This is a genomic window from Arthrobacter sp. TJ-263, assembly GCF_058269155.1.
This window is the reverse complement of the sequence record NZ_JBZCNE010000001.1, coordinates 752,889-776,948: the sequence shown is the minus strand read 5'-3', so window position 1 is coordinate 776,948 and position 24,060 is coordinate 752,889. Positions and strand designations below refer to the sequence as shown.

The following is a 24,060-nucleotide window of genomic DNA, read 5'->3' as shown; positions in this document are numbered from 1 at the left end:
GTCCGAGCCAAACTGCTTCAGCCTCTTCAGGCTACGAGGAACGCCGGGACAGTGCAGCGCGGAATTCTCCTTGACAGCCCCGCCCTCCCGTGGCGGGCTAGGTTGGAAGCTGCTCGAAATGCGCGAGGTCCGGGCCCACCAGGACGGCTGCGGGATGGGGTCCGGCGGCACGCAGCGCCCGGGTCCAGGCGGCCGGCCACGCCGCGCGGCGGGCGGCGACGACGACGTTCCCCGCCTGCTCGCCGCCCACCATGGCGGCCTCGGTGAGGACCGCGGTGGCCGGCGCGAGGGAGGAGAGCTGGCGGCTCTGGGCGCGGGCGAAGGCGAGCGGGGGGTCATCGCCGACATTCACCAGCACCACGCCGTCCTCGGCGCACACCCGCAGCAGATGCGCCGCGAAGTCCGGGCCGGTCAGGTGGGCGGGCGCGTCCGCTCCGGCGAAGATGTCCAGCACGACGACGTCGAAGGCCGCGTCGGGTTGCTCGAGCACCGCGTCTGCGGCGTCTCCGACGACGATCTCGCAGGACGTGCCCTCCGGCAGCGGCATCGCCTCGAGGACGAAGTCGATCAGCTCGGCCTCCAGGTCCACGGCCACCTGCCGGGAGCCGGGCCGGGTGGCCTGGACGTAGCGGACGAGGGTCAGGGCCCCGGCGCCGAGGTGCAGGACCCGCAGGGGAGCACCCGGGGGTGCCGCGAGGTCGATGACGTTGGCGATGCGCTGCAGGTACTCGTAGAAGACCCGGCCGGGATGCAGCATGTCCACATGGGACTGCTGGGCGCCGCCGATGCTGAGGATCAGGGCGCCCTCGATGTAGGCGTCCTCGTCGATCTCCGCGTACGCGCCCGTCCCCGGAAGCCAGCGGGTGGGCACCTCGAATTCCCCGTCCCCTTGCGCAGGCTCCGGTGCCCGCTCGCTGCTCACACCCGCTCCCGCAGGGTCGCCAGGCGCCGCGCGCCCTCCTCGATCACGTCGAACTTCTTGCAGAACGCGAAGCGGAGCAGGGACCGGGTCTGCCCGGCGCCCTCGGGGTGGCAGAACATCGCCACGGGGATCGCCGCGACGCCGATCAGGGCGGGCAGGCGGCGCGCGAGGTCCGTGGCGTCCTCGATGCCCAGCGGTGCGGCGTCCACCATGGTGAAGAAGGTGCCCTCCGGCTCGAACACGTCGAAGCCGGCCGCGCGGAGGCCCTCGCCCAGCAGATCGCGCTTCTTCCGCAGGGTGCCCGCGATCGAGGCGAAGAACGCGTCGGGCAGCGCCAGGCCCTGCGCGACCGCGCCCTGGAACGGCGTGCCCGAGGTGTAGGTGAGGAAGGTCTTGACGGTGCGCACCTGGGCCACGAGCTCGGCCGGTCCGCTGAGCCAGCCGATCTTCCAGCCCGTCACGGAGAACGTCTTGCCGGCGGAGGAGATGCTCAGGGTGCGTCCGGCCGCCCCGGGCAGGGACGCGATCGGCACGTGCTCCACGCCGAAGGTGAGGTGCTCGTACACCTCGTCGGTCACGATGATCGCGTCGTAGCGCTCCGCCAGCCGCACGATCAGCTCCAGGGCGGGGCGGGTGAAGACGCTGCCCGTCGGGTTGTGCGGATTGTTGACGACGACGATCCTCGTGCGCTCGCTGAACGCCGCCTCGAGGCTCGCGGCGTCGGGCTGGAAGTCCGGCGCGCGCAGCGGGGCCGTGGTGTGTGTCGCGCCGGAGAGGCCGATCACGGCGCCGTAGGAGTCGTAGAACGGTTCGAAGGTCAGCACCTCGTCCCCGGGGCCGGCGAACGCGAGGATCGCGGCGGCGATGGACTCGGTGGCGCCCGTGCTGACGATCACCTCGGTCCGGGGGTCCACCGTGAGGCCGTAGAAGCGCTCCTGGTGTGCGGCGATCGCGTCGCGCAGCACCGCGAGCCCCTGGCCCGGTGCGTACTGGTTGGCCCCGCCGGCGATGGCGGCCCGTGCCGCGTCCAGGATCTCCCGCGGACCGTCCTCGTCCGGGAAGCCCTGGCCGAGGTTGACCGCGTCATGCTGCTGCGCGAGGGCCGTGACCTCCTCGAAGATCGTGATGCCGAGCCGGCCGTCGTCGCCGAGCAGGTTCGCGCCGCGCGCCGCCCGCATCCACGGCGCCCCGCCGATACCCCGCGGGGAAGGAGTCTGAGCGTCTGTCGTCATCCCACCAGTATCACCGCTCCCACCGCCGGGGGCCCGCCCGGTCCGCCGAGGAACCCCGGGACTGGGTACCGTGGGGGGATGAGCCGCGCCGTCTGCCCCGGATCCTTCGACCCCCTCCACAATGGCCACCTCGAGGTCATCAGCCGTGCCGCGCGGCTGTTCGACGAGGTGATCGTCGCGGTCTCGACGAACTACGCGAAGACGTACCGCTTCGCCCTCGATCAGCGCATGGCCTTCTGCGCGGAAAGCCTGGCGCACCTGCCCGGGGTGACGGTGCTCCCGATGGGTGAGGGCCTGCTCGCGGACTTCTGCCGGGAGCACGGGGCCGGCGCCCTCGTGAAGGGGCTGCGGTCCGGCCTCGACTTCGACTACGAACTCCCCATGGCCACCATGAACCGTCACCTGGCCGACATCGACACCGTGTTCCTGCCGACGGACACCGAGTTCGCGCACGTCTCCTCGACCCTCCTGAAGGAGGTGGCGTCACTCGGCGGGGACGTCACGCCCTTCGTCCCGGACGCGGTGAACAAGCACCTGCGGACGTCCTGATCCCGGCCCGCGGGCCCGGTCCTCAGACGGGGCGGGCGCAGGCCGGCCGCCGTGCGCAGGACCCGCGGGAGGCGTCGACGCCGTGCAGGGGGCGGGGATTCGGACATCACGGTCCGAGCCTAGACGTCCCGCCCGTTTTGGGCCTGCCCGCCGGATCAGGCTAGGATGGTACGTCGGTCATATGTTCTACAGGAGTCACCATTAAAAGCGATCTCAGTTCGCCTTTGACTTTCAGTGTCAAGGATCTCGGGCGCAGTCCGGGAAGCATGCGGACAATCGAAGAACATGCACCGGTACCCAAGGATTTCGGCGTAGCCCTGATCGGAGTGCAGGAGGGTTCCGACATGGAACTGGATCTGCGCTTCGAATCGGTGCACGAGGGAATCCTGGTATCGGGAACGGCGAACGTCGAAGTAACCGGCGAGTGCGGCCGGTGCCTGGAGCCACTGCGGTTCGACCGCGACGTGGAGATCCAGGAGCTCTTCTTCTACAGCGACTCCGCGTCGCTGTCGGTGGAAGAGGAAGAAGAACAGCACAGGGTGGAGAACGATTCGGTCGATCTGGAACCCGTGTTGAGGGATGCTGTGGTTACGTCACTGCCATTCCAGCCGGTGTGCCGGGAGGATTGCCAAGGTCTGTGCTCCGAATGCGGAGCCCGGCTCAATGATGATCCTGACCACCACCATGAAGTTTTGGATCCTCGCTGGTCAGCCCTCGCCGGGCTGACGGGCACCGCCGCCGAGCAGAACGCGGCACCCAAGTCAGAGTCAGACGAGAAGGAAGAGAGTTAGCCGTGGCTGTCCCGAAACGGAAAATGTCCCGCGCGAATACCCGCGCACGCCGGTCCCAGTGGAAGGCAACCGCCCCCAAGCTGGTCAAGACCCTCGAGAACGGCCGCGTCACCTACAGCCTCGCCCACCAGGCCAAGGTTGTCACCGACTCCGCCGGCACCCCGCTGTTCCTCGAGTACAAGGGCCGCAAGGTAGCCGACGTCTGACAACGGACCCGCGCCGCAGGGCAGGTCTCGAGCCTGCCGGCGCCCGTCCGATGCTGGATCGGTTGATGCAGTTGTGAAGAATACGGAAGACCTCACGAAGCGTCTCGGTGTCGATATCGATGCCGGGACGCTTCGTCTTGCCCTCACGCACCGCTCCTACGCCTACGAGAAGGGCGGGATCCCGACGAACGAGCGCCTGGAGTTTCTCGGCGACTCGGTGCTCGGGCTGGCGGTCACCGACGCGCTGTACCGGGACCACCCGGATCTGTCCGAGGGGGACCTCGCGAAGAGGCGCTCAGCCGTCGTCAGCACGAAGGCACTCGCGGGGGTGGCCCGCACCCTGGACCTCGGCAGCTACGTGCTGCTGGGCCAGGGGGAGAAGCTGACGAACGGGCGGGACAAGGCCTCGATCCTGGCGGACACCATGGAGGCCGTCATCGGGGCCGCCTACCTCAGCCACGGCATCGAGACGGCCCGCGCCATGGTCATGCGGCTCATCGGACCGCTGCTGCGCGATGCGGCGGTGCTCGGTGAGGGGACCGACTGGAAGACCCGCATCCAGGAGACCGCGGCCGGTCGGCGGCTCGGGACGATCGACTACCGGGTCGACGGGACGGGACCCGATCACGCCCGGACGTTCACGGCCCGCCTGCTGATCGGTGGCATTGAGTACGGCTCCGGGTGCGGGAACTCCAAGAAGGAAGCCGAGCAGGCGGCCGCGGCCGAGTCCTGGAAGACGCTCGCGGTGCCCCTGGACCCCCTGCCGCCCGGCCCCGCCGACAGCACCGGCACCACCGCGGTGCCCGACGGACCCTGAGTGCCTGAACTCCCCGAGGTCGAGGTCGTCCGACGGGGCCTCGCACGCTGGGTGGCGGGCCGCACCATCGGATCCGTGGACGTCCTGGATCCCCGATCCCTCCGGCGGCACGTCGACGGCGTCGAGGACTTCGTGGGCACCCTCGAGGGTGCCCGCGTCAGCGACGTCGTGCGCCGGGGGAAGTTCCTGTGGATGATCCTCGAGGACGCGGCCCGACCCGGTGATCGCCCGCACGTCGCACTGATGGCGCACCTCGGGATGAGCGGGCAACTCCTCGTCGAGGAACCCGACGCCCCCCTCGAGAAGCACCTGAAGGTCCGCCTCGCGCTCTCCCCGGCGGTCGACGACGACGGCGCCGCCCTGCCGGGCGAGCTGCGGTTCGTCGACCAGCGGATCTTCGGCGGGATGTTCGTCGCGGAGCTGGAGCCGACACCGGACGGCCTGCCCGGCGGGCTCGGCGCCTCCGACCTGCCACTCGTTCCCCACCAGGCTGCGCACATCGCGCGCGATCCCCTCGACCCCGGATTTTCCACGGATGCCTTCCACGAACGCCTCCGCGGGCGCAGGACGGGCCTGAAACGGGCCCTGCTCGACCAGGGGCTCATCTCCGGGATCGGCAACATCTACGCCGACGAGGCGCTCTGGGCGGCCGGATTCCACTACGCGCGCCCCACGGACACCATGCGCCGGCCCGACACCCGGCGCATCGTCGACGCCGTCACCTCCGTGATGGAACGGGCGCTGGCGGCCGGTGGCACCAGCTTCGACTCCCTGTACGTCAACGTGAACGGTGCATCGGGCTACTTCGCGCGCGATCTGGAGGCCTACGGGCGGGAGGGCCGGCCATGCCGCCGCTGCGCGTCCGAGGGGCGGACCACGCTGCTGCGCCGCGAATCGTTCATGAACAGGTCGTCCTACCTGTGCCCGATCTGCCAGCCGCGCCCGCGCAAAGCACGGTTCTGATCCGTTAGGCAGAAAAAGGTGATATTCGCCTCGTGATCTAAATGTGACAACAGGTATTACCAACCGGTACGGTTAGTCTCGCGTCCGATCCACAACGGATGGGCGCCCATCCTCACACTGCCTAACCCTGTCGATGAGGACGGACCGTTCGCACTACACATTCGACAGGGGCGGGGGAACCACTAGCGGACCCGATCACGGGTCCTAGGGGTAAAGACACGCGCAGACCAGCGCTGGGGGCGATGGTCTGTAGCAAGCGTGTCCGGATGTCCCATCCGAACCCGACAGCTAACTTCGCAGGCATTGGGAAAGGCATCAACATGTCCAAGAGCAATTTCGCGCGCCACCGGGCCGTCCCCACGCGCATCAACCCCTTCATCACGGCATCCCGCGCCGTCTCCGCAAGCGCCTCCGTCGCCGGCAAGCCTGCCGCCGCCGTCGCCGTCGCTTCGGGCATCATGTTCGGCGCATCGCTTCCCGCGAACGCCGCAGGCGAGATCAGCACCCAGCCGGCCGCAGCCTCCACTGCTGCCGCAGGCACCCACACCGTGCAGGCCGGCGATACCCTCGGGTCCATCGCGGCGATGCACGGACTGAGCGTCGACAGCCTCTTCGCGGCGAACGGACTCGGCTCCGCCTCGGTGATCTACCCCGGCCAGTCGATCTCCCTCGGCGGTTCCGCTGCTCCCGCGCAGTACTCCGTGCAGTCGGCATCGATCGTCGCCGTGCCTGCCGCGGCCCCCGCCGCGGCCCCCGCCGCAGCGCCTGCCGCTGCTCCGGCAGCGACCCCCGCAGTCAGCTTCCAGTCCACCCCGTCGATCACCCCTGTGGGTAACGGCGGCGTCGTCGGAGCGGCGATGCAGGGCGTCGGCTCGGGCTACGTGTATGGCGGGACCTCCTTCGGTGCCTGGGACTGCTCGGCCTTCGTGCAGTGGGCCTACGCCCAGAACGGCGTCAACCTGCCGCGCACCACCTGGGCCCAGTTCGCTGCCATGACGCCCACCAGCAACCCCCAGCCGGGTGACCTGGTGAGCCAGAACGGTGGCAGCCACGTGGGGATCTACCTCGGCAACGGCCAGATGGTCAGCGCCCTGAACCCCTCGCAGGGCACCGTGGTCCACTCGGTCAACGCCATGTCCGTGGATGGTTACTACACCCGCTAATTGAGCCGCCGGCCGTACGGCCGGCGCCACCAGTGAGACGGTCGGAAGGACGGGATGCATCACGCATCCCGTCCTTCCGCGTATCCGGTGGGAGCACGTCGTGCACGTGGGGTGGGTGGTCGACGGCGACACCCGCGCACTCAGGCGGAGAGCCTCAGCGGTAGTACGCCGCCAGGCGCTCGAGCCCTTCATCGACGCTCACGGACGGGCGCCAGTCGAGCACGCTGCGCGTATCCCGCTGGTCGAACCAGTGCGCGGTCGAGAGCTGTTCCGCCAGGAAGCGGGTCATGGGAGGCTCGTCCGTCCTGCCGAGCCGCAGCCAGGCCCGTTCGATCACGGATCCCGCGCCGCGAGCCAGTGCTCCCGGGACGGACCAGGCGGGTGGCTCCACGCCGCCTGCGCGGCAGATCCCGCCGAGCAGTTCGGCGATGGGGCGCGGCTCGCCGTTGGTGACGACGAGGGCCCGGCCCTGCGCCGCATCCATGCGCCGCAGGCACGCGACGATGGCCGAGGCCGCATTGTCCACGTAGGTCGTGTCGATCAGGGCCGTGCCGCCGTCGAGCAGGGGCAGGCGTCCGTGCCGTGCGCGCTCGATCACGCGTTCCACCAGCTGGGTGTCGCCGGGGCCCCACACGATGTGCGGCCGCACCGCGGCGACGCGGAACGCCGGCGTCGAGCGACCCAGGGCGAGCAGCTCGGCCGCGGCCTTGGTCCGGGCGTAGTCCCCGCGCGCGTGCGCCGGGTCCGCGGGGCCGGCGGGAGCACCGACGAGCGAGGAGCCGGCGTGTGCCACGGACGGCGAGGACACGTGGACGACGTCGGTGACCCCGGCCGCATGGGCGGCGTCCAGCAGGATCCGGGTCCCGTCGATGTTGGTGCGGTCGAACTCGGCGGAAGCCCCGGTGAAGGAGACCTTCGCCGCCAGGTGGATCACGGCGCGGCAGTCCTGGACCGCTGAGGCGACGGCGTCCGGATCGGTGATCGAGCCCAGGACGTCCTGCGCGCCGGACACGGAGGATGGCCGGCGCTGGAGGCACCGGACCTCCTCCCCGGAGGCGACGAGGTGTTCGGCGACGGCGCGCCCCAGCATCCCGCTCGCACCGGTGACGAGGACCGTCACAGGGACCCCGCGCGGGCACCGGAGAGGAACCGGCTGCACCACTGCGCGATGCGCGTGCGGTCGATCTTCGCGTTGTGCCGGATGTCCACCGGGAGGGAGGGAACGGCGACGACCGCGGCGAGGCCGACACCGTGCCTCAGCGCGGCAGCCCGTGCCGCCTCCGTGAGCGGAGCATCCGCCAGGGCCGGGCGCCGTCCTGCGGCGTCCGTCTCGAGGACCGCGACGACGGCCTGGGTGCCGGCGGGTCCGACGCCCACGAGGGCAGCCAGCCGGACGCCGTCGATCGTCTCCAGCGACTGCTCCAGGGCGACGGGCGTCAGGACGCCGGAGGCCGCCGTGATGATGTGGCCGAGCCGGCCCTCGACCCACAGGCGCCCCTCGGCGTCGAAGTGGCCGACGTCGCCGGTCCGGTGCCACGGGGGAGTCCGCGCGGACTCGCGCTGCGTCCTCCACAGCCGGAAGTAGCGGTCCTTGACGTGGGGGGCGTCGACGAGGATCTCGCCGGTCCGCCCGGGCGCCGTCGTCGCCTCGCCCGTCGCCGCACCGTCGTCGTCGAGCGGACTGACGGCGACGCGGGCGCCGTGCACGGGGAGGCCGACGCACACCCCGCCGCCGGCGCCGTCGAGCCCGTCCCGCGCGTCAGCCGACGCGCGACGGATGCCCGCGAGGTCGATGTCCGCGACGAGGAGGGATTCCGTCATGCCGTAGGGCGTGTGCAGGGCGGCCGACGGCACGAGGTCCTGGACGGCTTCGAGGAGCGGGACGGGGATCGGCGCTCCGGCCGAGAGCAGCAGGGAGATCCGGCCGAGGGCCGTCCTGCCCACGTCGGTGAGCGCACCGGCGGTGGCGAGCACGTTGCGCAGGGCGGCCGGTGAGGCGAAGACGACGGTCGCGTCGATCGCGGCCGCGGCGTCGGACAGCGCCTGCGCGGTCAGCGTCCTGGGGGCCGTGACGTCCATGGCCGGGGTGACGGAGGTGGCCCCGAGTGCCGGGCCGAGCAGCGCGAACGGCGCGAAGCCCGCGACGAGCGAGGCACCCTCGCCGAGGCCGAGGGTCGCCGCGACGGCGTCCCGCATGGCGGAGAGCTGCCGGTGCGTGTAGACGACGCCCTTCGCGGGGCCCGTGGAGCCCGAGGTGAAGAGGATGGCGGCGTCGGCGTCGGCGGCGGGCGCCTCCACGGCGGACCGGGCCGGGCGTGCGGCGCGCAGGTCGTTGAGCGAGGCCTCCACGCGCAGTGCCCTGCGCCTGGCCGGGGACAGGGGAGCGGCACTGATGCGCCGTCCGGGCCACCCGAAGGCGCGGGCCGCGACCAGGGCGCGTTCGATGCCGATGACGACGTCGGGCGCCGACCCCTTCACGGCACGGCTGAGTCCACGGGCGCCGAGGCCGGCGTCGGCGACGACGATCACGGCACCGATGCGCAGGCAGGCGTAGATGAGCACGGTCAGATCCACGCCGGGCGGGACGAGGAGGCTCACGCGGCTGCCGGGACCGTAGCCGAGCGCGGTCAGGCCGGCGGCGACGGCGGCGACGTCGTCGTCGAGCTCCCGCCAGGACAGGGTCCGGGGCGGGCCGGAGGGCTTCATCTCCGCGACGGCGGTCCGTGCGGCGTCCGGCCCGGCGGCCAGGTCGGTGAGCCGCCGGCCGAGCGGGACGTAGGGCGCATCATCGCGCGGCGGGACGTCAACACGGGGCGCGGGGTGCCCGACCGACCGTTCGGCCAGCCACTGCAGGGCCGTCGACGCCGTGTCGACGTCCTCCTGCACGAGATGGCCCGCATGCTCGAAGCGGTGGACGTCGGCCCGGGGGAGCCGGCGAGCGAGGTCCTCCAGGTAGGGGTCCGAGAAGATCGGGTCGTGCGGTCCCCACATCATGAGCACGGGGACGTCCAGGCTGCGGATGCCCTCGGCCGTCGCGGTCAGGGCCGGGTAGCTGGGATGCGACGGATCCGCGGGGATGTCCGAGACGAAGTGCGCGATGCCCTGGCGGTCGGCGGCGGTGCGGTACGGGTCCCGGAAGGCGCGGCGCACGTCCGGGGCGAGGGCGGGCCGGGCGAGGGCGAGGGTCACGTCGAGGAACGCGCTCGTGGTCCGGGTGCCGAGGCCGTGGACGCCCGGGGCGAGGGCGAGCCTGAGCGGTGCGGGGATGCGACGGTCCGCGTCCTGGTGGATGGCGGTGTTCGTGAGGACGACGCCGGCCAGGTCCTCCCGGTTCCGGTCGGCGTAGCCGAGGCTGACCACGCCGCCCCAGTCGTGCCCCACGGTGACCACGGGACCGGTGAGCCCGACGGCGGCCGCGAAGTCCTCGAGGTCGGTGATGCGGTCGGCCAGCCGCCGGAACACGCCCGTCCGCTCGGAGTAGCCCATGTCGAGCTGGTCCACGGCGACGACGCGCCAGCCCGCGGCGCGGCCGGCCGCCAGGTAGGTCCGCCACAGGTAGGACCAGGTGGGATTGCCGTGGACGCAGAGCAGTGTCCCCCGGACCGTGCTGTCGGCGAGGTCGGCGCCGTTGTCGAGGTAGTGCCAGCGATGACTGGTGCCGGGGCGGTCCGCCCCGCTGGTCGAGGGCACGTCGATGTACGTCGACCAGGAGGGGTCGACGCCGGGGAGTGCTACCACGCAATCTCCATCATCGACGTGTTCAGTCCGGACCCCACGCCGAGGCACAGGACGCGGTCCCCGGATCTCAGGGACGAGGCTTCCTGGGCGAGGGTCATGGGCAGGGACGCAGGCCCGACGTTGCCCCAGTGCGGGAAGGTGATCGGCACCCGATCGCGCTCGAGGTCGACGGCCTTGATGATCGCGTTGGTATAGGAATTGGAGACCTGGTGGGTGACGTAGCGGTCCATGGAGTCCCACGCCCAGCCGTCCGCCTGCGCCTCGTGCCACGCGGTGACCACGAGGTCCAGGCCGCCTTCGAGCAGGCCCTTGGTGTCGGTGTACATGCCGTCGATCCCGCCGACGCAGAGTTCGTGGTGCTCGGTCCCGGCGCGGGAGACGCCGCCGAGGATCCGGTGCGAGCCCGGGTGCAGATCCGCGGGGCCGAGGACGGCGGCGGCCGCCCCGGAACCGAGCGTGAGGGTCGCGAATTCGCTGAGGAAGTCCTGGCGCGTCGAGTCCTCCCGGTTGAGCCGCCGGAAGGTGGCTTCCTGGGTCTTCTGGGCGTCCTCGCCCGCGACGATCAGCGCGTACTTGATCTGCCCCGAGTCGATCATGTTCGCCGCGAGGGTCATGCCGTTGACGAACCCGAGGCAGGCGTTGGCCAGGTCGAAGTTCATGGCCGAGGAGGGGAGGCCGAGCGAGTGGTGGATCTTCACGGCGACGGACGGCTCGAGGTTGCGCCGCGTCACCGAGGTGTTGATGAGGAGGCCCACCTCGCCCGGCTCGATGCCCGCCTCGGCCATCGCCTTGGCGCCGGCCTCGATGGCGGCGTCGTCGAAGTCGGAGCCGGGAGACCACCACCGGCGTTCGGTGACGCCCGCGACGCGCTCGAGGAGCCGCTTGGAGAGGCGCAGCCTCTTCAGGCTGGGGGCGAGCCGTTCGTCGAACTCTGCGGAACTGACGACTACCGGCGCCTCCACAGTCGTGACGGCGAGCAAGGCCGTGTTGTCATGTCGGAAGGTCGCGTTACCGGTCAAATTTCCTGCCTCGTCAACTGATAGCGCCGGTCTGTGGCCGGGAAGGACCCACGAATGGGTCAGCCTGGACGCCTTCGGATACTGCTGAAACTTTCGTAAGCCTACTTGGTAATACTGCGGCGGTCATTCCGGAGGCGTCCGGGACGGACGTCCTGGCTACCTGCTACCGATACCGTCGGTGTACTCCGGTAGATTAGGTAGGTCCTACCCCATCTGGAGAGCCTGCCACCGTGCATCTGAAGAGTCTAACCGTGCGAGGGTTCAAGTCTTTCGCCTCGGCAACCACCTTCGACTTCGAGCCGGGCGTCACCGCCGTCGTCGGCCCCAACGGGTCAGGCAAGTCGAACGTCGTCGACGCGCTGGCGTGGGTCATGGGCGAGCAGGGGGCCAAGACGCTCCGCGGCGGCCGGATGGAGGACGTCATCTTCGCCGGGACGACCGGCCGGGCCCCGCTCGGGCGCGCCCAGGTGTCGCTCACCATCGACAACGCCGACGGCGCCCTGCCCATCGAGTACGCCGAGGTGACGATCTCCCGCACGCTCTTCCGGGCGGGCGGCTCCGAGTACGCCATCAACGGCAGGAGCTGCCGCCTCCTCGACATCCAGGAGCTCCTCTCCGACTCCGGGCTGGGCCGCGAGATGCACGTCATCGTCGGCCAGGGCCAGCTGGACAAGGTGCTGCATGCCACACCCGAGGAACGGCGGGGCTTCATCGAGGAGGCCGCGGGGATCCTCAAGCACCGCCGCCGGCGCGAGAAGACCGTGCGGAAGCTCGACGCGATGGAGACGAACCTCGCACGGCTGTCCGATCTCACGGGGGAGCTGCGCCGCCAGCTCACCCCGCTCGGGAAGCAGGCCGAGGTCGCCCGGCGGGCCCAGCAGGTGCAGTTCGCGGTACGGGACGCGCGGTCGCGCCTGCTCGCCGACGAGCTCGTGGGCCTGCGTGCCGGGTTCGAGCGGGACACCGCGGCCGAGGCCGCCCTGCAGGCGCGCCGCGACGAGATCGGGACGCTGCTCGGCGTCGGCCAGGAGCGGCAGGCGGACCTCGAGCAGGCCGCGGCCGCGTCCGTCCCCGCGCTCGACCGGGCACGCGAGGCCTGGTACGCGCTCTCGAGCGCCCGGGAGAAGCTCGGCGCCCTGGCCACGCGCGCCGAGGACCGCGGACACCTCCTCGGGCAGGCAGTCGAGCCGGACCGGGGGCGCGATCCCGACCACCTCGACCGGCAGGCCGGGCGCGTCCGGGCGGAGGTCGCCGGGCTGGAGGAGGAGGTGGCCTCCCTCCGTCACGCCCTCGAGCAGACCCTCGCGGCCCGTCGCACCGCGGAGGAGGCATCGGCCGCCGAGGATGCGAGGCTCGCGCTCCTCCTGCGGGCCGCCGCGGACCGGCGCGAGGGAGACGCCAGGCTCGCAGGCGCGGTGGGCGCGGCTCGCTCCCGCGTCGAGTCCGCGGTCGCCGAGCTCGGGCGCCTGCGCGCGTCCATCACCGCGGCCGAGGAACGACGGCGGACCGCCGAGCGCGAGTTCCAGGCGCTCGAGGGCCGGGTCGCGGGGGACGAGGAGGGCGAGGAGGGCCTCGATGCGGAGTACGAGGCGGCGTCGGAGGTCCTCCGCTCCCTCACCGAGGACGTGGCAGCGCTCGTGGAGGAGGAGCGTGCCACGGAGCGGGAGCGTGGTGCCCTGGCCGCGCGGCTCGAGGCGCAGCGCGAGGGTCTGCAGCAGCGCGACGGCTCCGCGGCCCTCCTCGCCGCCGGGCTCGACGGCGTGCTGGAGCCGCTCGCCCAGCTCCTGCACGTGGTGCCGGGCTTCGAGAAGGCAGTCGTCGCGGCGCTCGCCGGCTCCGCCGACGCCGTCGCCGTCGGGAGCATCGCGGCGGCGGAGCGGGCGGTGGAGCTCATGAAGCGCGACGACGCCGGCCAGGTCTCGCTCGTCGTCGCCTCCGGACCCGGTGCGGCCACCCGGCCGGACAAGGCGGGCGCGGGACCGGGACCCGGCTCCGCCGTCGTCCCCGCGCTCGCCCTCGTGACCGCCCCGCCCGCGCTGCAGCCGGCCGTGGCCGCGCTGCTCGACGGCGTGGTGGTGGTCGCGGATCTCGGGGCGGCGCGTCGTGCCGTCGAGGACGGCACCGCCCGGACGGCGGTCACCCACGACGGCGACGTCCTGTCCCGCCACACGGCCCGCGGGGGCACCCCGGGTGCGGCGGGATACCTCGAACGGCGGGCCGCCGTCGAGGACACGGAGGAGAAGCTGGCCCGGACCTCCACCGCCGCCGACCGGCTCCGGTTCCGCCTGACCGCGGCGCGGACCCGCCGGCAGGAAGCGCAGCACCGCGTCGACGCCGCGCTCGAGCGCCTGCACGAGTCCGACGCGCGGATGGCCGCGGTCGCCGAGAAGCTCGGCCGGCTGCACGGCGAGCTCCGGTCCGCGGGCGGGGAGGCCGAGCGGCTGGCCGTCCTCGTGCGTGCGGCCGAGGCCAATCTCGCGCAGGAGGAGGCACGGCTGCGGGAGGCCGCCGAGCGGCTGTCGGACCTCCAGGAGCAGCCCGTGGAGGCCGAGCCCTCGAGCGAGCACCGCGACGCCCTGCGGCGCGCCGCGGCGGATGCCCGCCAGGCCGAGCTCGAGGCCCGCCTCGCGCTGCGCAGCCGGGAGGAACAGCTCGCCGCGCTCGGGAACCGGGCCGCATCGCTCGAACGCGCGGCGCAGTCCGAACGCCGCGCACGGGAGGAGGCGGCGGAGAAGGCGAGGATCCGTGAGGTCCGGGCCGTCCGGGCCGTGGCGGTCGCCGCGGCGGCGCGGCGGGCGGAGCAGCGCGCGGCGCGGTCCGTGGCCGTTGCGGCGGACCAGCGTGACGCTGCCGAGCGGCTGCGCGCGCAGCAGGATGCCGACCTCCAGGAGGTGCGGGGGTCCAACGCAGCCCTCGGCGTCGAACTGGCACGGCTCACGGACTCGGTGCACCGGGACGAGCTCGCCCGCGCCCAGCAGCGCCTGAGGATCGAGGCGCTCGAGAACCGCTCCATCGAGGAGCTCGGCCTCACCCCGGACCACCTCGTGGACGAGTTCGGGCCGCACCTGCCCGTACCGGGGGACGCGGCGACGGAGGACAAGTGGGCCGCGCTGCGCGCACCGGTCGACGACGACGGCAACCCCGTGCCGCAGGGCGTCCCGTTCGTGCGCCAGGAGCAGGAGAAGAGGCTGAAGCGGGCCGAACGGGATCTCGCCGCGCTCGGCAGGGTGAACCCCCTCGCCCTCGAGGAGTTCGCGGCGCTCGAGGAGCGGCACCAGTTCCTGAGCACCCAGCTCGCCGACCTCAGGGCGACCCGGAAGGACCTGCTGGACATCATCCGGGAGGTCGACGAGCGCGTGGAGCAGGTCTTCACGGCTGCCTACCTGGACACCGCCGAACAGTTCGAGCGCGTCTTCGCCACCCTGTTCCCGGGCGGCGAGGGCCGGCTGGTGCTCACGGACCCGGCGGACATGCTCGCCACCGGCATCGAGGTCGAGGCCCGCCCTGCCGGCAAGAAGATCAAGCGGCTGTCGCTGCTCTCGGGCGGCGAACGGTCGCTGACCGCCGTCGCGCTGCTCGTCGCGATCTTCAAGGCCCGGCCCTCCCCGTTCTACGTCATGGACGAGGTGGAGGCCGCCCTCGACGACACCAACCTCGGGCGGCTGATCACGATCTTCCAGGAGCTGCGGGAGTCGAGCCAGCTGATCATCATCACCCACCAGAAACGCACGATGGAGGTCGCCGACGCCCTCTACGGCGTGACGATGCGCGGCGACGGCGTGTCCACGGTCATCAGCCAGCGCATCGGCGTCGCGAGGCAGGACGCCCTCGGCTAGGACCCCGGGGTGCCCTGCTCCTCCGCGGACGGGCCGGCGCGGCGGGCGCCCGGGTCGTCGCCGGCGGGCCCGTCCGGTGCCGTGCGCTCCGTCCGCGGGAGCGTCTCCCGGGACAGCATCCACACCCCGGCGGCGAGGGCGGTCAGGACCCCGGTCACGGTGAAGGCGAGGGCGAAGGAGCCGAAGGCGAGCTGGTCGATGATGAGGCCGGCGAGGATCGGGCCGAGGATCGCGCCGAAGTCGGAGCTCATCTGGAAGGTCGCGAGGACCCTGCCGCCGCTGCGGTCGTTGCCGACGACGTCCGCCACCGCCGCCTGCTGCGCGGGATTGAGGATGCCCGTGCCGAGGCCCGCGACGACGCACAGGGCGAGGAAGACGACCACGTTCCCGGAGAAGCCGAGCGCGATCATCGCGGCCCCGTTCACGAGGAGGCCCGTGATCACGAGCGGCCGCCGGCCCAGCGAGTCGGCGAGCCCGCCGGACACCGTGAGGGCGAGCGCCGTCCCCGCGGCGAAGAAGGCCAGGGAGATGCCGGCGATCTCCGTGCCCGCTCCGAGGACCGCATCCGCGAAGAGCGGCACGAGCGCCATGCGGACGCCGAAGGAGGACCAGCCGTTCGCGAAGCTGGACGCGAGCGCCGCGCGGTACCCGGAGTCCGTGACCGCCTCACGCACCGTCAGGGCCGGCATTCCGCGCGCCGCCGTGCGGTCCGAGAGCGAGGTGTCCTTCAGCTGGAAGAAGACGACGGCGGAGGCGACCAGCAGGGCCGCCGCGTAGACCAGGAACGGCACCCGCAGGCCGAAGCGGGCGAGCAGGCCGCCCACGATCGGACCGCCGATGCTCCCCAGCAGGAACGCTGTGGCATACGCGCCGGAGACACGGCCGCGGATGGCCGGCGGGGCGAGCCGCACGATCAGGCCCATCGCGGAGACCGTGAACATCGTGGAGCCGATACCGCCGAGGGCGCGGAAGACGAGGAGCTGCCAGTAGTCAGCAGCGAAGGCACAGGCGGCGGTGGACAGCGCCACGATGAGCAGCCCCACGATATAGACGGGCCGTTCGCCGAGCCGCTCCACGAGCCGGCCCCCTGCAGGTGCGAAGACGAGGCGCGTGAACGCGAAGGCGCTCACGATCACCGCCGACGCCGTGACGCCGACGTCGAAACTCTGCGCGAACTGCGGCAGGATCGGCGCCACGAGGCCGAACCCGATCGCGATGACGAACGCGGCCGCGATGAGGACCCTGATCTCCCGCGGGATCCGCTGCCGCTCCCCGACGGGTGCGGTACCGTCCCCGGTCCGGTGTCCCGGACGGGGGATGCGGAAGGGGGAGCGCTTGGGTACGCGAGGGAATCCGGCCATGGTCCTCGCATTCTGTCACCGCCCCGGCGCCGGGGTTCAATCCGTGCGCGCAGGGCCGTGTGAGAAGGTGGATCAGTGAACGACATCCTCCTGCCTGTCATCTTCGTCATCCTCGCGATCGCCGTGCTCGGCTCGCTCGCCGTCGTCCTCGTGCGCGGCAGACGGACCCCTCCCGGCCTGTACTCCTCGCCCCGGGACCCCGATGACCAGGTGGAGGGCGGGGCGCACGGCGCCACGTCCACGGACGTCCTGGAACGGCCCGACGGACTCCCGACGGACGTGCTCGTCCCGAACGACCTCAGCGGCCTGGAGGAAGCGCCGGCCCCGAGCCTGGACACCGTCGACCCGGTGCAGGGGCGGCTCGCACGGCTGCGTGCCCGCCTGGTGCGGTCCAACAACGCCCTCGGCAAGGGCCTCCTCGCCCTCCTGTCCCGGGACAGGATCGACGAGGACGTCTGGGACGAGGTGGAGGAGACCCTCCTCATGGCGGACCTCGGCACCGAGCCCACCATGGAACTCGTGGACGCGCTGCGTGAGCGCGTCAAGGTGGCGGGCAGCCGCAGCCCGGCCGAGGTCAAGGACATGCTCCGCGAGGAACTCGTGAAGCTCGTCGACCCCACCATGGACCGGTCCCTGGCGACCCACCGCCACGCGGACCGCCCCGCCATCGTCATGGTGGTCGGCGTCAACGGAGTAGGCAAGACCACCACCGTCGGCAAGCTCGCCCGCGTCCTCGTCGCCGACGACAAGGACGTGCTCCTCGGCGCCGCGGACACGTTCCGTGCGGCCGCCGCCGAGCAGCTGGCCACCTGGGGCGCGCGCGTCGGCGTGCCGACGGTCAAGTCCGACGTCGACGGCGCCGATCCCGCGTCCGTCGCCTTCGAGGCGGTCAAGACCGGCATCGAGCAGGAGGTCGACGTCGTCCTCATCGACACCGCCGGGCGCCTGCAGAACAAGGTGGGCCTCATGGACGAGCTCGGCAAGGTCAAGCGCGTGATCGAGAAGCAGGGCACCGTCGACGAGGTGCTCCTCGTCCTGGACGCCACGACCGGCCAGAACGGGCTCAGCCAGGCCCGCGTGTTCGCGGAGGTCGTGAACATCAGCGGCATCGTGCTCACCAAGCTGGACGGGACCGCCAAGGGCGGCATCGTCGTGGCGATCCAGCGCAGCCTCGGCGTTCCCGTGAAGCTGATCGGTCTGGGCGAGGGTGCGGACGATCTCGCGCCGTTCGACGCCGAGGGGTTCGTCGACGCCCTCCTCAGCTAGAGCGGAGCGGGCTGCGACCTGCCCCGCGTCAAGGCCCGGGGAGCCGGGAAACCTGCAGGAAACACGATCGACACGGGGTCTTTACTCCAGCGCTCGCCCTGTAACCTGCGCGCAACGCGATGCCCCCGGGATCGAAACACGTCCATCGCATTCTGGAGGAGCGGGAAGTCCCCGCCCCTTTGGAAGGATCGTGTTTGATGGATCTGACAGCAGGCCACGTCTGGGTGATGATCTCAGCCGCCCTCGTACTACTCATGACCCCCGGGCTCGCCTTCTTCTACGGCGGCATGACCCGCGCCAAGGCCGCACTGAACATGATGATGATGAGCTTCATCGCCGTCGGACTCGTCGGGATCGTGTGGGTCCTCTGGGGCTACTCGATGACCGGCGGCGACGGCGTCGCCCAGCTCTTCGGTAACCCGTTCGCCTCGTTCGGCATGAGCGGACTCATCGGCACCGAGGACCTCATCGGCGCCGGCTACGGCGCGACGTTCGCCATCATCACCGTGGCCCTGATCAGCGGTGCCATCGCCGACCGCGCGAAGTTCGGTGCCTGGGTGATCTTCGTCCCCATCTGGGTGACCCTCGTCTACTGCCCGCTCGCGTTCATGGTGTGGGGCGGGGGTCTCCTGAGCGCCGACGGCGCCGTCGGAGGCGCGGTCGGCGAGGCTGTCGACTTCGCCGGCGGCACCGTGGTGCACATCAGCGCCGGCGTGGCGGCCCTCGTGCTCGCCGTAATCCTCGGCAAGCGCCAGGGATTCGGCAAGGACCCGGCGCAGCGCCCGCACAACATCCCGTTCGTGATGCTCGGAGCCGCACTCCTGTGGTTCGGCTGGTTCGGCTTCAACGGCGGCGCGGCCGGATCGGCCGAGGAAGCGGGGCTGATCTGGGTCAACACCATGGCAGCCCCTGCTGCCGCGATGGTCGGCTGGCTCATGACCGAGCGCATCCGTGACGGACGCCCGACCTCGCTCGGCGCCGCGTCCGGCATCGTGGCCGGACTCGTGGCCATCACCCCGGCCTGCGCGAACGTCAGCCCCGTCGGCGCCATCTGCCTCGGCATCGTCTCCGGCGCGGTCTGCGCGCTCGCCGTCGGCATCAAGTACCGGCTCGGGTTCGACGACTCGCTCGACGTCGTCGCCGTCCACCTCGTCGCCGGCATCGTCGGCACCCTGTCCCTCGGGTTCATCATGCTGCCCGTCGAGGGTGAGGGCGGCGGCCTCTTCTACGGCGGCGGCGCCGGCCAGCTGGTCGCGCAGATCGTCGCCGCGGCCATCGCGATCGCCCTCTCCGCGATCATGACCGCGATCATCGGCCTCGCCATCCACAAGACCATCGGCTTCCGGATCAGTTCGGACGACGAGGTGTCCGGCGTCGACCTCACCGAGCACGCGGAGACCGCCTACGAATTCGGCGGGCTCGGTGTCGGTGGATCCTTCCACCCGTTCGCCGACCAGGTGGTCAGCCAGCAGGGCGCCAAGCACAGCAGCAAGCAGAACTCCGCACAGCAGGACGTCACGGAAGGCGCGCATTCATGAAACTCGTCACAGCAATCGTCCGGCCCGACAAGCTCGACGGCGTCCGGGGGGCCCTGGAGAACTACGGCGTGCAGGGCCTCACGGTGAGCCAGGCGAGCGGTTACGGCCGCCAGCGCGGTCACACCGAGGTCTACCGCGGGGCGGAGTACACGGTGGACCTCCTGCAGAAGGCGCGCGTCGAGGTCCTGGTCGCCGATGCGTGGGTGACCGACATCGTCGACGTCCTGGTCTCCACGGCCAACACAGGCCGCGCGGGGGACGGCAAGGTATGGGTCATCCCCGTCGAGGAGGCCGTGCGCGTCCGCACCGGCGAACGGGGGGAAGCCGCCCTGTAGGGCAGGCCCCGCCGCACGAAGAGCGCAGGACTCACCTTCTCAGAACGCCCGACCGGGCAATCCGGCCGGGCGTTCTGCGTCCGCGCGCTCTTGCCGTCACCGGGCATCGGGCATATCCTTGGACAACCTTCTCATTGATCAACGAATACATTGATTAATGGGACAGTGATCAATGAGGAAGTGCAACTTCAGAAGAGGACCCCGTGACCGACGACGAGCACCTCGACATCGCCTTCCTGGCACTTGCCGATCCCGTCCGCCGCCGCATCATCGCCCGGCTCAGCCGGGGCCCGGCCACGGTCAACGAACTGGCGGAACCCTTCGCGATCACCAAGCAGGCGGTCTCGAAGCACATCCAGGTCCTCGAGCAGGCGGGGCTCGTCACGCGCACGCGCGACGCCCAGCGCCGGCCCGTCCACCTGAACCCCGCACGGCTGGAGGCGCTCACCGCCTGGATCGACCAGTACCGGCTGATCCACGAGGAGCAGTTCCGCAGCCTCGACGCCGTGCTATCCACCCAGGCCGCGGCACGCGGCCCGCAGGCAAAGGACTCGACATGAGCAACGCCCTGACACTCACCGTCCCGGAGGGCCTCCCCTTCATCGACCTCGACCGCGAGTTCGACCATCCCGTGGCGGAGGTGTTCCGCGCCCACAAGGAGCCCGACCTCGTTGCACAGTGGCTGGGCCCGCGGCGTCTCCGCCTCGGCATCGACCAGTACGACTTCCGGACCGGCGGCAGCTACCGCTACACCCACACCGGTCCGGACGGCGTCGACCACGTGTTCAGCGGTGTCTTCCACACCGTCCGGGAGAACGATTTCGCGATCCAGACCTTCGAGTACGACGGCTACCCGGACGTCGTCAGCATCGAATTCCTGACCTTCCAGGACGTGGGTGGCGGCAGGACCCGGCTGACCGCTCATGCCGTCTACCCGAGCATGGAGGCCCGCGACGGCATGGTGCAGTCGGGGATGGAGGGCGGTCTGTCCGAAGCGTACGAGCAGCTCGACGAGTTGCTGCGTCGCGCGACGGTCTGAGCGGGCGGGCCTCGTGCGGCCCTATTCCTTCCGGCCGTGCGAGGACGGCCACCCCTCCGGCCCGTCCGAGCCCGCCCGGTACTCCTCGAGGGGCACGCGGCCCTCCGACCACGCCTTCAGGACCGGCTCCACGATGCGCCAGCAGTCCTCTGCGGTGTCGCCGCGGACCGAGAGCGTCGGATCGCCGGCGAGGACACCTTCGATCACCTCACCGTAGGGGAGCAGGTCCGTCTCGTTGAGGTCGGCGCTGAGGGTCGCCCGGTCGAGGGAGAAGATGTCCCCGGGCCCGTTGACGTCGATCTCGAGCTGCAGCGTGTCGGGGCCGAACCCGATGCGCAGCTTCGTCGGCGCGTCCTGGCCCGTGAACCCGACGGGCAGGTGGCTCACCGGACGGAAGGTGATCACGGCCTCCTTGCGCTTGACGCCGAGCGCCTTGCCGGAGCGGAGGACGAACGGTACGCCGGACCAGCGCTCGTTGTTGATGGACACGGTGATCTCCGCGAGAGTCTCCGTGCCTTTCTCCGGGTCGACGCCGGGCTCGGCGGCGTAGTCGGGGACCTCCCGGTCGCCGATCGTGCCCGCCGCGTAGCGTGCCCGCCGGCTGCTGCCCGGGCTGTCCAGGTCCACCGTGCTGGCCCGGAGGACGGAGCCGATGTGGTCGCGGAGGTCCCTCTCGTGCAGGGTGGACGGCGCGTTCAGGGCCAGGAGCGCCATGACGTGCAGCAGGTGGCTCTGGATCATGTCGCGGAGCGCGCCCGCGCCGTCGTAGTACCGGGCCCGGTTCTCGAGCGCGAGGTCCTCGTCGAAGATCACCTCGACCTTCTCGATGTGCAGGTTGTTCCAGACCGGCTCCAGGATGCGGTTGGCGAACCGCAGGCCGAGGATGTTGAACACTGTCGCCTTGCCGAGGAAATGATCCACACGGTGGATGTTCTGCTCGGGCACCAGCTTCGAGAGCTTCTCGTTGAGGCGGTGCGCACTGGCCTGGTCCGTGCCAAAGGGCTTCTCCATCACGAGACGGGTGCTCGTCGGCAGGGAGCCCGGCCCGAGCGCGCTGCAGGCGAGCTGGCTGACGGCCGGGGGCAGCGCGAAGTAGATGGCCACGGGACCCTCGAGGCCCTGCACCAGGTCGGCCAGCCCGTCCTTCGTGACATCGAGGAGGTGGTACCGGCTGTTGTCGCGCACCTGCTGCAGCGACGCCCGTCCGGCGTCGTCCGCCTTCTCGCGGGCGACGGCGAAGGAGCTGTCCAGCCGCTCACGCCACTGCTCGTCGGTCCAGTCGTCGGAACCCGCGCCCACGAGCTTCAGGCCGTCGGCGCGTCCGAGGCGGATGAGCCGTGCGAGTCCCGGCAGGAGCAGGCGCCCGGTCAGGTCGCCGGAGGCGCCGAGGATCAGGAGCGTCCTGACGCGGGTGTCGGCGTCGGCGGGAATGGTGTCGTGCTCTGCGAGCGAGGAAGTATCCACCTCCTCACCTTGCCACTTCTGCCCCCGGGGTGTCCTGTGCCGGCGGGGTGCGTCGTGGTTTGCGCGCGGCGGTCCGGCGGGGCAGGAGGCGTCGGAGGGCGGGACGCCGAGCTCCCGAGCGCCCCCAGTTGATACCCTTGGGAGTTGAGTCTCCAAAGTCCCCGATGAAAGTAGTGCACGGCACGTGTTCAATTCACTCTCCGACCGGCTGACTGCGACCTTCAAGAATCTCCGCGGCAAGGGCCGCCTCACCGAGGCGGACATCGATGCCACGGTGCGCGAGATCCGGCGCGCCCTGCTCGACGCCGACGTCGCCGTTCCCGTGGTGCGCGCCTTCACGGCCGCCGTCAAGGAACGCGCCCTCGGCCTCGAGGTCTCGCAGGCCCTGAACCCGGGCCAGCAAATCGTCAAGATCGTCAACGAGGAGCTCGTCGGGATCCTCGGCGGCGAGACCCGGCGCATCCGGCTCGCGAAGAACCCGCCCACCGTGATCATGCTGGCGGGCCTCCAGGGCGCGGGAAAGACCACGCTCGCGGGCAAGCTGTCCAAGTGGCTCAAGGGCCAGGGCCACAGTCCGCTGCTCGTCGCCTGCGACCTCCAGCGCCCCAACGCCGTCCGCCAGCTCCAGGTCAACGGCGAGCGGGCGGGCGTGCCCGTCTACGCGCCGCACCCCGGCGTCAGCTCCGAGTTCGAGGCCGCCACCGGCGACCCGGTCGCGGTCGCCCGCCAGGGTGTCGCCGAGGCACGGGCCCGCCTGCACGACGTCGTCATCGTCGACACCGCCGGTCGCCTCGGCGTGGACGCCGAGCTCATGCAGCAGGCGGCCGACATCCGGGCGGCGATCAGCCCCGACGAGGTGCTGTTCGTCATCGACGCGATGATCGGCCAGGATGCCGTGAACACCGCGCTGGCCTTCAACGAGGGCGTGGACTTCACCGGCGTCGTCCTGACCAAGCTCGACGGCGACGCCCGCGGCGGCGCCGCCCTCTCGGTCGCGTCCGTCACCGGCAAGCCGGTCATGTTCGCCTCCACGGGTGAAGGGCTCGGCGACTTCGAGCTGTTCCACCCCGACCGCATGGCCTCCCGCATCCTCGACATGGGTGACGTCCTCACCCTCATCGAGCAGGCCGAGCAGTCCTGGGACAAGGACGAAGCCGCCCGGATGGCGAAGAAGTTCGCCGACCAGGAGGACTTCACCCTCGACGACTTCCTCGCGCAGATGCAGCAGATCCGCAACATGGGCTCCATGAAGAAGATGCTCATGATGATGCCGGGCGCCGCCAACATGCGGGAGCAGCTGGAGAACTTCGACGAGCGCGAGATCGACCGCGTGGAGGCCATCGTCCGCTCGATGACCCCGCACGAGCGCGTCGCCCCGAAGATCATCAACGGCTCCCGCCGCGCGAGGATCGCCCGCGGTTCCGGCGTGCACGTCTCCGAGGTCAACGGCCTCCTGGAGCGCTTCACGCAGGCACAGAAGATGATGAAGAAGATGGCTTCGGGCGGGGGCATCCCGGGCATGCCGGGCATGGCCGGTCCGGGAGGCTTCGGTGGCCCGCGCAAGACCAAGGCAGCCGCCGCCAAGGGCAAGAAGAAGCCGCGCTCGGGCAACCCCGCGAAGGCCGCGCAGGAGCTGCAGGAAGCGGAAGCGCGGCGCGCCGCCGCACGCACGGCCACGCCCACCGGTGCCGCCTTCGGCGGCCAGCAGGACTTCGACCCGTCGGCGATGAACCTCCCCAAGGGCTTCGAGAAGTTCCTCGGGAAGTAGCGCGCGCGTGCCCTGCGAGGATCCGACCCGCCGAGGCCCTCACTGATGGGTGT

At 71.3% G+C, this 24,060-nt stretch carries 20 protein-coding genes and 1 riboswitch; of the genes, 13 read left to right on the top strand and 7 right to left on the bottom strand.

The features are described 5' to 3' along the window. Positions 1 to 97: 97 nt before the first annotated feature. Positions 98 to 922 (bottom strand): spermidine synthase, encoded by an 825-nt coding sequence (locus tag AC4D2F_RS03660; protein WP_490909518.1) that lies wholly within the window; start codon positions 920 to 922, stop codon positions 98 to 100. Further along, the gene (locus AC4D2F_RS03655; RefSeq protein ID WP_490909517.1) at positions 919 to 2,154 is read right to left on the bottom strand and encodes an aminotransferase class I/II-fold pyridoxal phosphate-dependent enzyme; all 1,236 of its coding nucleotides are present in this window, start codon (positions 2,152 to 2,154) and stop codon (positions 919 to 921) included. Before AC4D2F_RS03655 ends, AC4D2F_RS03660 begins: the two co-directional genes overlap by 4 nt. A 78-nt stretch (positions 2,155 to 2,232) precedes the next feature. On the opposite strand from AC4D2F_RS03655, the gene coaD reads away from it, so the two are divergent. The 6 genes from coaD to AC4D2F_RS03625 all read left to right on the top strand — a co-directional run bounded on the left by coaD (position 2,233) and on the right by AC4D2F_RS03625 (position 6,643). Beyond that, complete coding sequence (coaD, locus tag AC4D2F_RS03650) at positions 2,233 to 2,703, top strand: pantetheine-phosphate adenylyltransferase (RefSeq protein WP_490909516.1); 471 nt, start codon at positions 2,233 to 2,235, stop codon at positions 2,701 to 2,703. 224 nt (positions 2,704 to 2,927) lie between these two features. After that, positions 2,928 to 3,494, top strand: a complete 567-nt coding sequence (locus AC4D2F_RS03645) for a YceD family protein (protein ID WP_104165416.1) — start codon at positions 2,928 to 2,930, stop codon at positions 3,492 to 3,494. Between the two features lie 2 nt (positions 3,495 to 3,496). After that, positions 3,497 to 3,700 (top strand): 50S ribosomal protein L32, encoded by a 204-nt coding sequence (rpmF, locus tag AC4D2F_RS03640; RefSeq protein ID WP_043445822.1) that lies wholly within the window; start codon positions 3,497 to 3,499, stop codon positions 3,698 to 3,700. A 73-nt stretch (positions 3,701 to 3,773) separates the two neighbouring features. Then, the gene (gene rnc, locus AC4D2F_RS03635) at positions 3,774 to 4,517 is read left to right on the top strand and encodes a ribonuclease III (RefSeq protein WP_490909515.1); all 744 of its coding nucleotides are present in this window, start codon (positions 3,774 to 3,776) and stop codon (positions 4,515 to 4,517) included. Further along, the gene (gene mutM, locus AC4D2F_RS03630) at positions 4,518 to 5,480 is read left to right on the top strand and encodes a bifunctional DNA-formamidopyrimidine glycosylase/DNA-(apurinic or apyrimidinic site) lyase (RefSeq protein WP_490909514.1); all 963 of its coding nucleotides are present in this window, start codon (positions 4,518 to 4,520) and stop codon (positions 5,478 to 5,480) included. A 110-nt stretch (positions 5,481 to 5,590) separates the two neighbouring features. Next, a riboswitch (cyclic di-AMP (ydaO/yuaA leader) is annotated at positions 5,591 to 5,798 on the top strand. Between the two features lie 2 nt (positions 5,799 to 5,800). Beyond that, entirely contained in the window at positions 5,801 to 6,643 is an 843-nt protein-coding gene (locus AC4D2F_RS03625) for a C40 family peptidase (RefSeq protein ID WP_490909513.1), read from the top strand. 154 nt (positions 6,644 to 6,797) lie between these two features. On the opposite strand, the gene AC4D2F_RS03620 is transcribed toward AC4D2F_RS03625, so the two are convergent. The 3 genes from AC4D2F_RS03620 to AC4D2F_RS03610 are packed head-to-tail and all read right to left on the bottom strand — an operon-like array spanning position 6,798 to position 11,400. After that, positions 6,798 to 7,763, bottom strand: a complete 966-nt coding sequence (locus AC4D2F_RS03620) for an NAD-dependent epimerase/dehydratase family protein (protein WP_490909512.1) — start codon at positions 7,761 to 7,763, stop codon at positions 6,798 to 6,800. Beyond that, entirely contained in the window at positions 7,760 to 10,381 is a 2,622-nt protein-coding gene (locus AC4D2F_RS03615; RefSeq protein WP_490909511.1) for an alpha/beta fold hydrolase, read from the bottom strand. The genes AC4D2F_RS03620 and AC4D2F_RS03615 overlap by 4 nt, the downstream gene beginning before the upstream one ends. Further along, entirely contained in the window at positions 10,375 to 11,400 is a 1,026-nt protein-coding gene (locus AC4D2F_RS03610; RefSeq protein WP_104165406.1) for a 3-oxoacyl-ACP synthase III, read from the bottom strand. The genes AC4D2F_RS03615 and AC4D2F_RS03610 overlap by 7 nt, the downstream gene beginning before the upstream one ends. A gap of 230 nt (positions 11,401 to 11,630) precedes the next feature. Here AC4D2F_RS03610 and smc point away from each other — a divergent pair, with 230 nt between their 5' ends. Next, positions 11,631 to 15,236 carry a chromosome segregation protein SMC gene (gene smc / locus AC4D2F_RS03605; RefSeq protein WP_490909510.1) on the top strand — a complete coding sequence of 1,202 codons (3,606 nt, stop codon included), beginning with the start codon at positions 11,631 to 11,633 and terminating at the stop codon, positions 15,234 to 15,236. On the opposite strand, the gene AC4D2F_RS03600 is transcribed toward smc, so the two are convergent. Next, on the bottom strand, positions 15,233 to 16,597 hold the full coding sequence (locus tag AC4D2F_RS03600; RefSeq protein ID WP_490909509.1) for an MFS transporter: 1,365 nt from the start codon (positions 16,595 to 16,597) through the stop codon (positions 15,233 to 15,235). The genes smc and AC4D2F_RS03600 overlap by 4 nt on opposite strands. 75 nt (positions 16,598 to 16,672) lie before the next feature. On the opposite strand from AC4D2F_RS03600, the gene ftsY reads away from it, so the two are divergent. The 5 genes from ftsY (at position 16,673) to AC4D2F_RS03575 (ending at position 20,775) form a co-directional block, all read left to right on the top strand. After that, positions 16,673 to 17,863 (top strand): signal recognition particle-docking protein FtsY, encoded by a 1,191-nt coding sequence (gene ftsY, locus AC4D2F_RS03595; protein WP_104165401.1) that lies wholly within the window; start codon positions 16,673 to 16,675, stop codon positions 17,861 to 17,863. Positions 17,864 to 18,060: 197 nt separating this feature from the next. After that, positions 18,061 to 19,401, top strand: coding sequence for an ammonium transporter (locus tag AC4D2F_RS03590; protein ID WP_104165399.1), 1,341 nt, complete (start codon positions 18,061 to 18,063; stop codon positions 19,399 to 19,401). Next, complete coding sequence (locus AC4D2F_RS03585; protein WP_043445797.1) at positions 19,398 to 19,736, top strand: P-II family nitrogen regulator; 339 nt, start codon at positions 19,398 to 19,400, stop codon at positions 19,734 to 19,736. The genes AC4D2F_RS03590 and AC4D2F_RS03585 overlap by 4 nt, the downstream gene beginning before the upstream one ends. Positions 19,737 to 19,939: 203 nt before the next feature. Continuing rightward, positions 19,940 to 20,296 carry an ArsR/SmtB family transcription factor gene (locus AC4D2F_RS03580; RefSeq protein WP_490909508.1) on the top strand — a complete coding sequence of 119 codons (357 nt, stop codon included), beginning with the start codon at positions 19,940 to 19,942 and terminating at the stop codon, positions 20,294 to 20,296. Then, positions 20,293 to 20,775, top strand: a complete 483-nt coding sequence (locus tag AC4D2F_RS03575; RefSeq protein WP_490909507.1) for an SRPBCC family protein — start codon at positions 20,293 to 20,295, stop codon at positions 20,773 to 20,775. The genes AC4D2F_RS03580 and AC4D2F_RS03575 overlap by 4 nt, the downstream gene beginning before the upstream one ends. A 21-nt stretch (positions 20,776 to 20,796) precedes the next feature. Here AC4D2F_RS03575 and AC4D2F_RS03570 read toward each other — a convergent pair whose 3' ends face one another. Then, a complete protein-coding gene (locus tag AC4D2F_RS03570; protein WP_490909506.1) occupies positions 20,797 to 22,239 on the bottom strand; it encodes a glucose-6-phosphate dehydrogenase in 1,443 nt (480 codons plus the stop codon). 184 nt (positions 22,240 to 22,423) lie between these two features. Between AC4D2F_RS03570 and ffh the strand changes: the two genes are divergently transcribed. Continuing rightward, positions 22,424 to 24,007: a signal recognition particle protein gene (ffh, locus tag AC4D2F_RS03565; protein ID WP_104165394.1), complete on the top strand. Its 1,584-nt coding sequence runs from the start codon at positions 22,424 to 22,426 to the stop codon at positions 24,005 to 24,007. Positions 24,008 to 24,060: the final 53 nt, after the last annotated feature.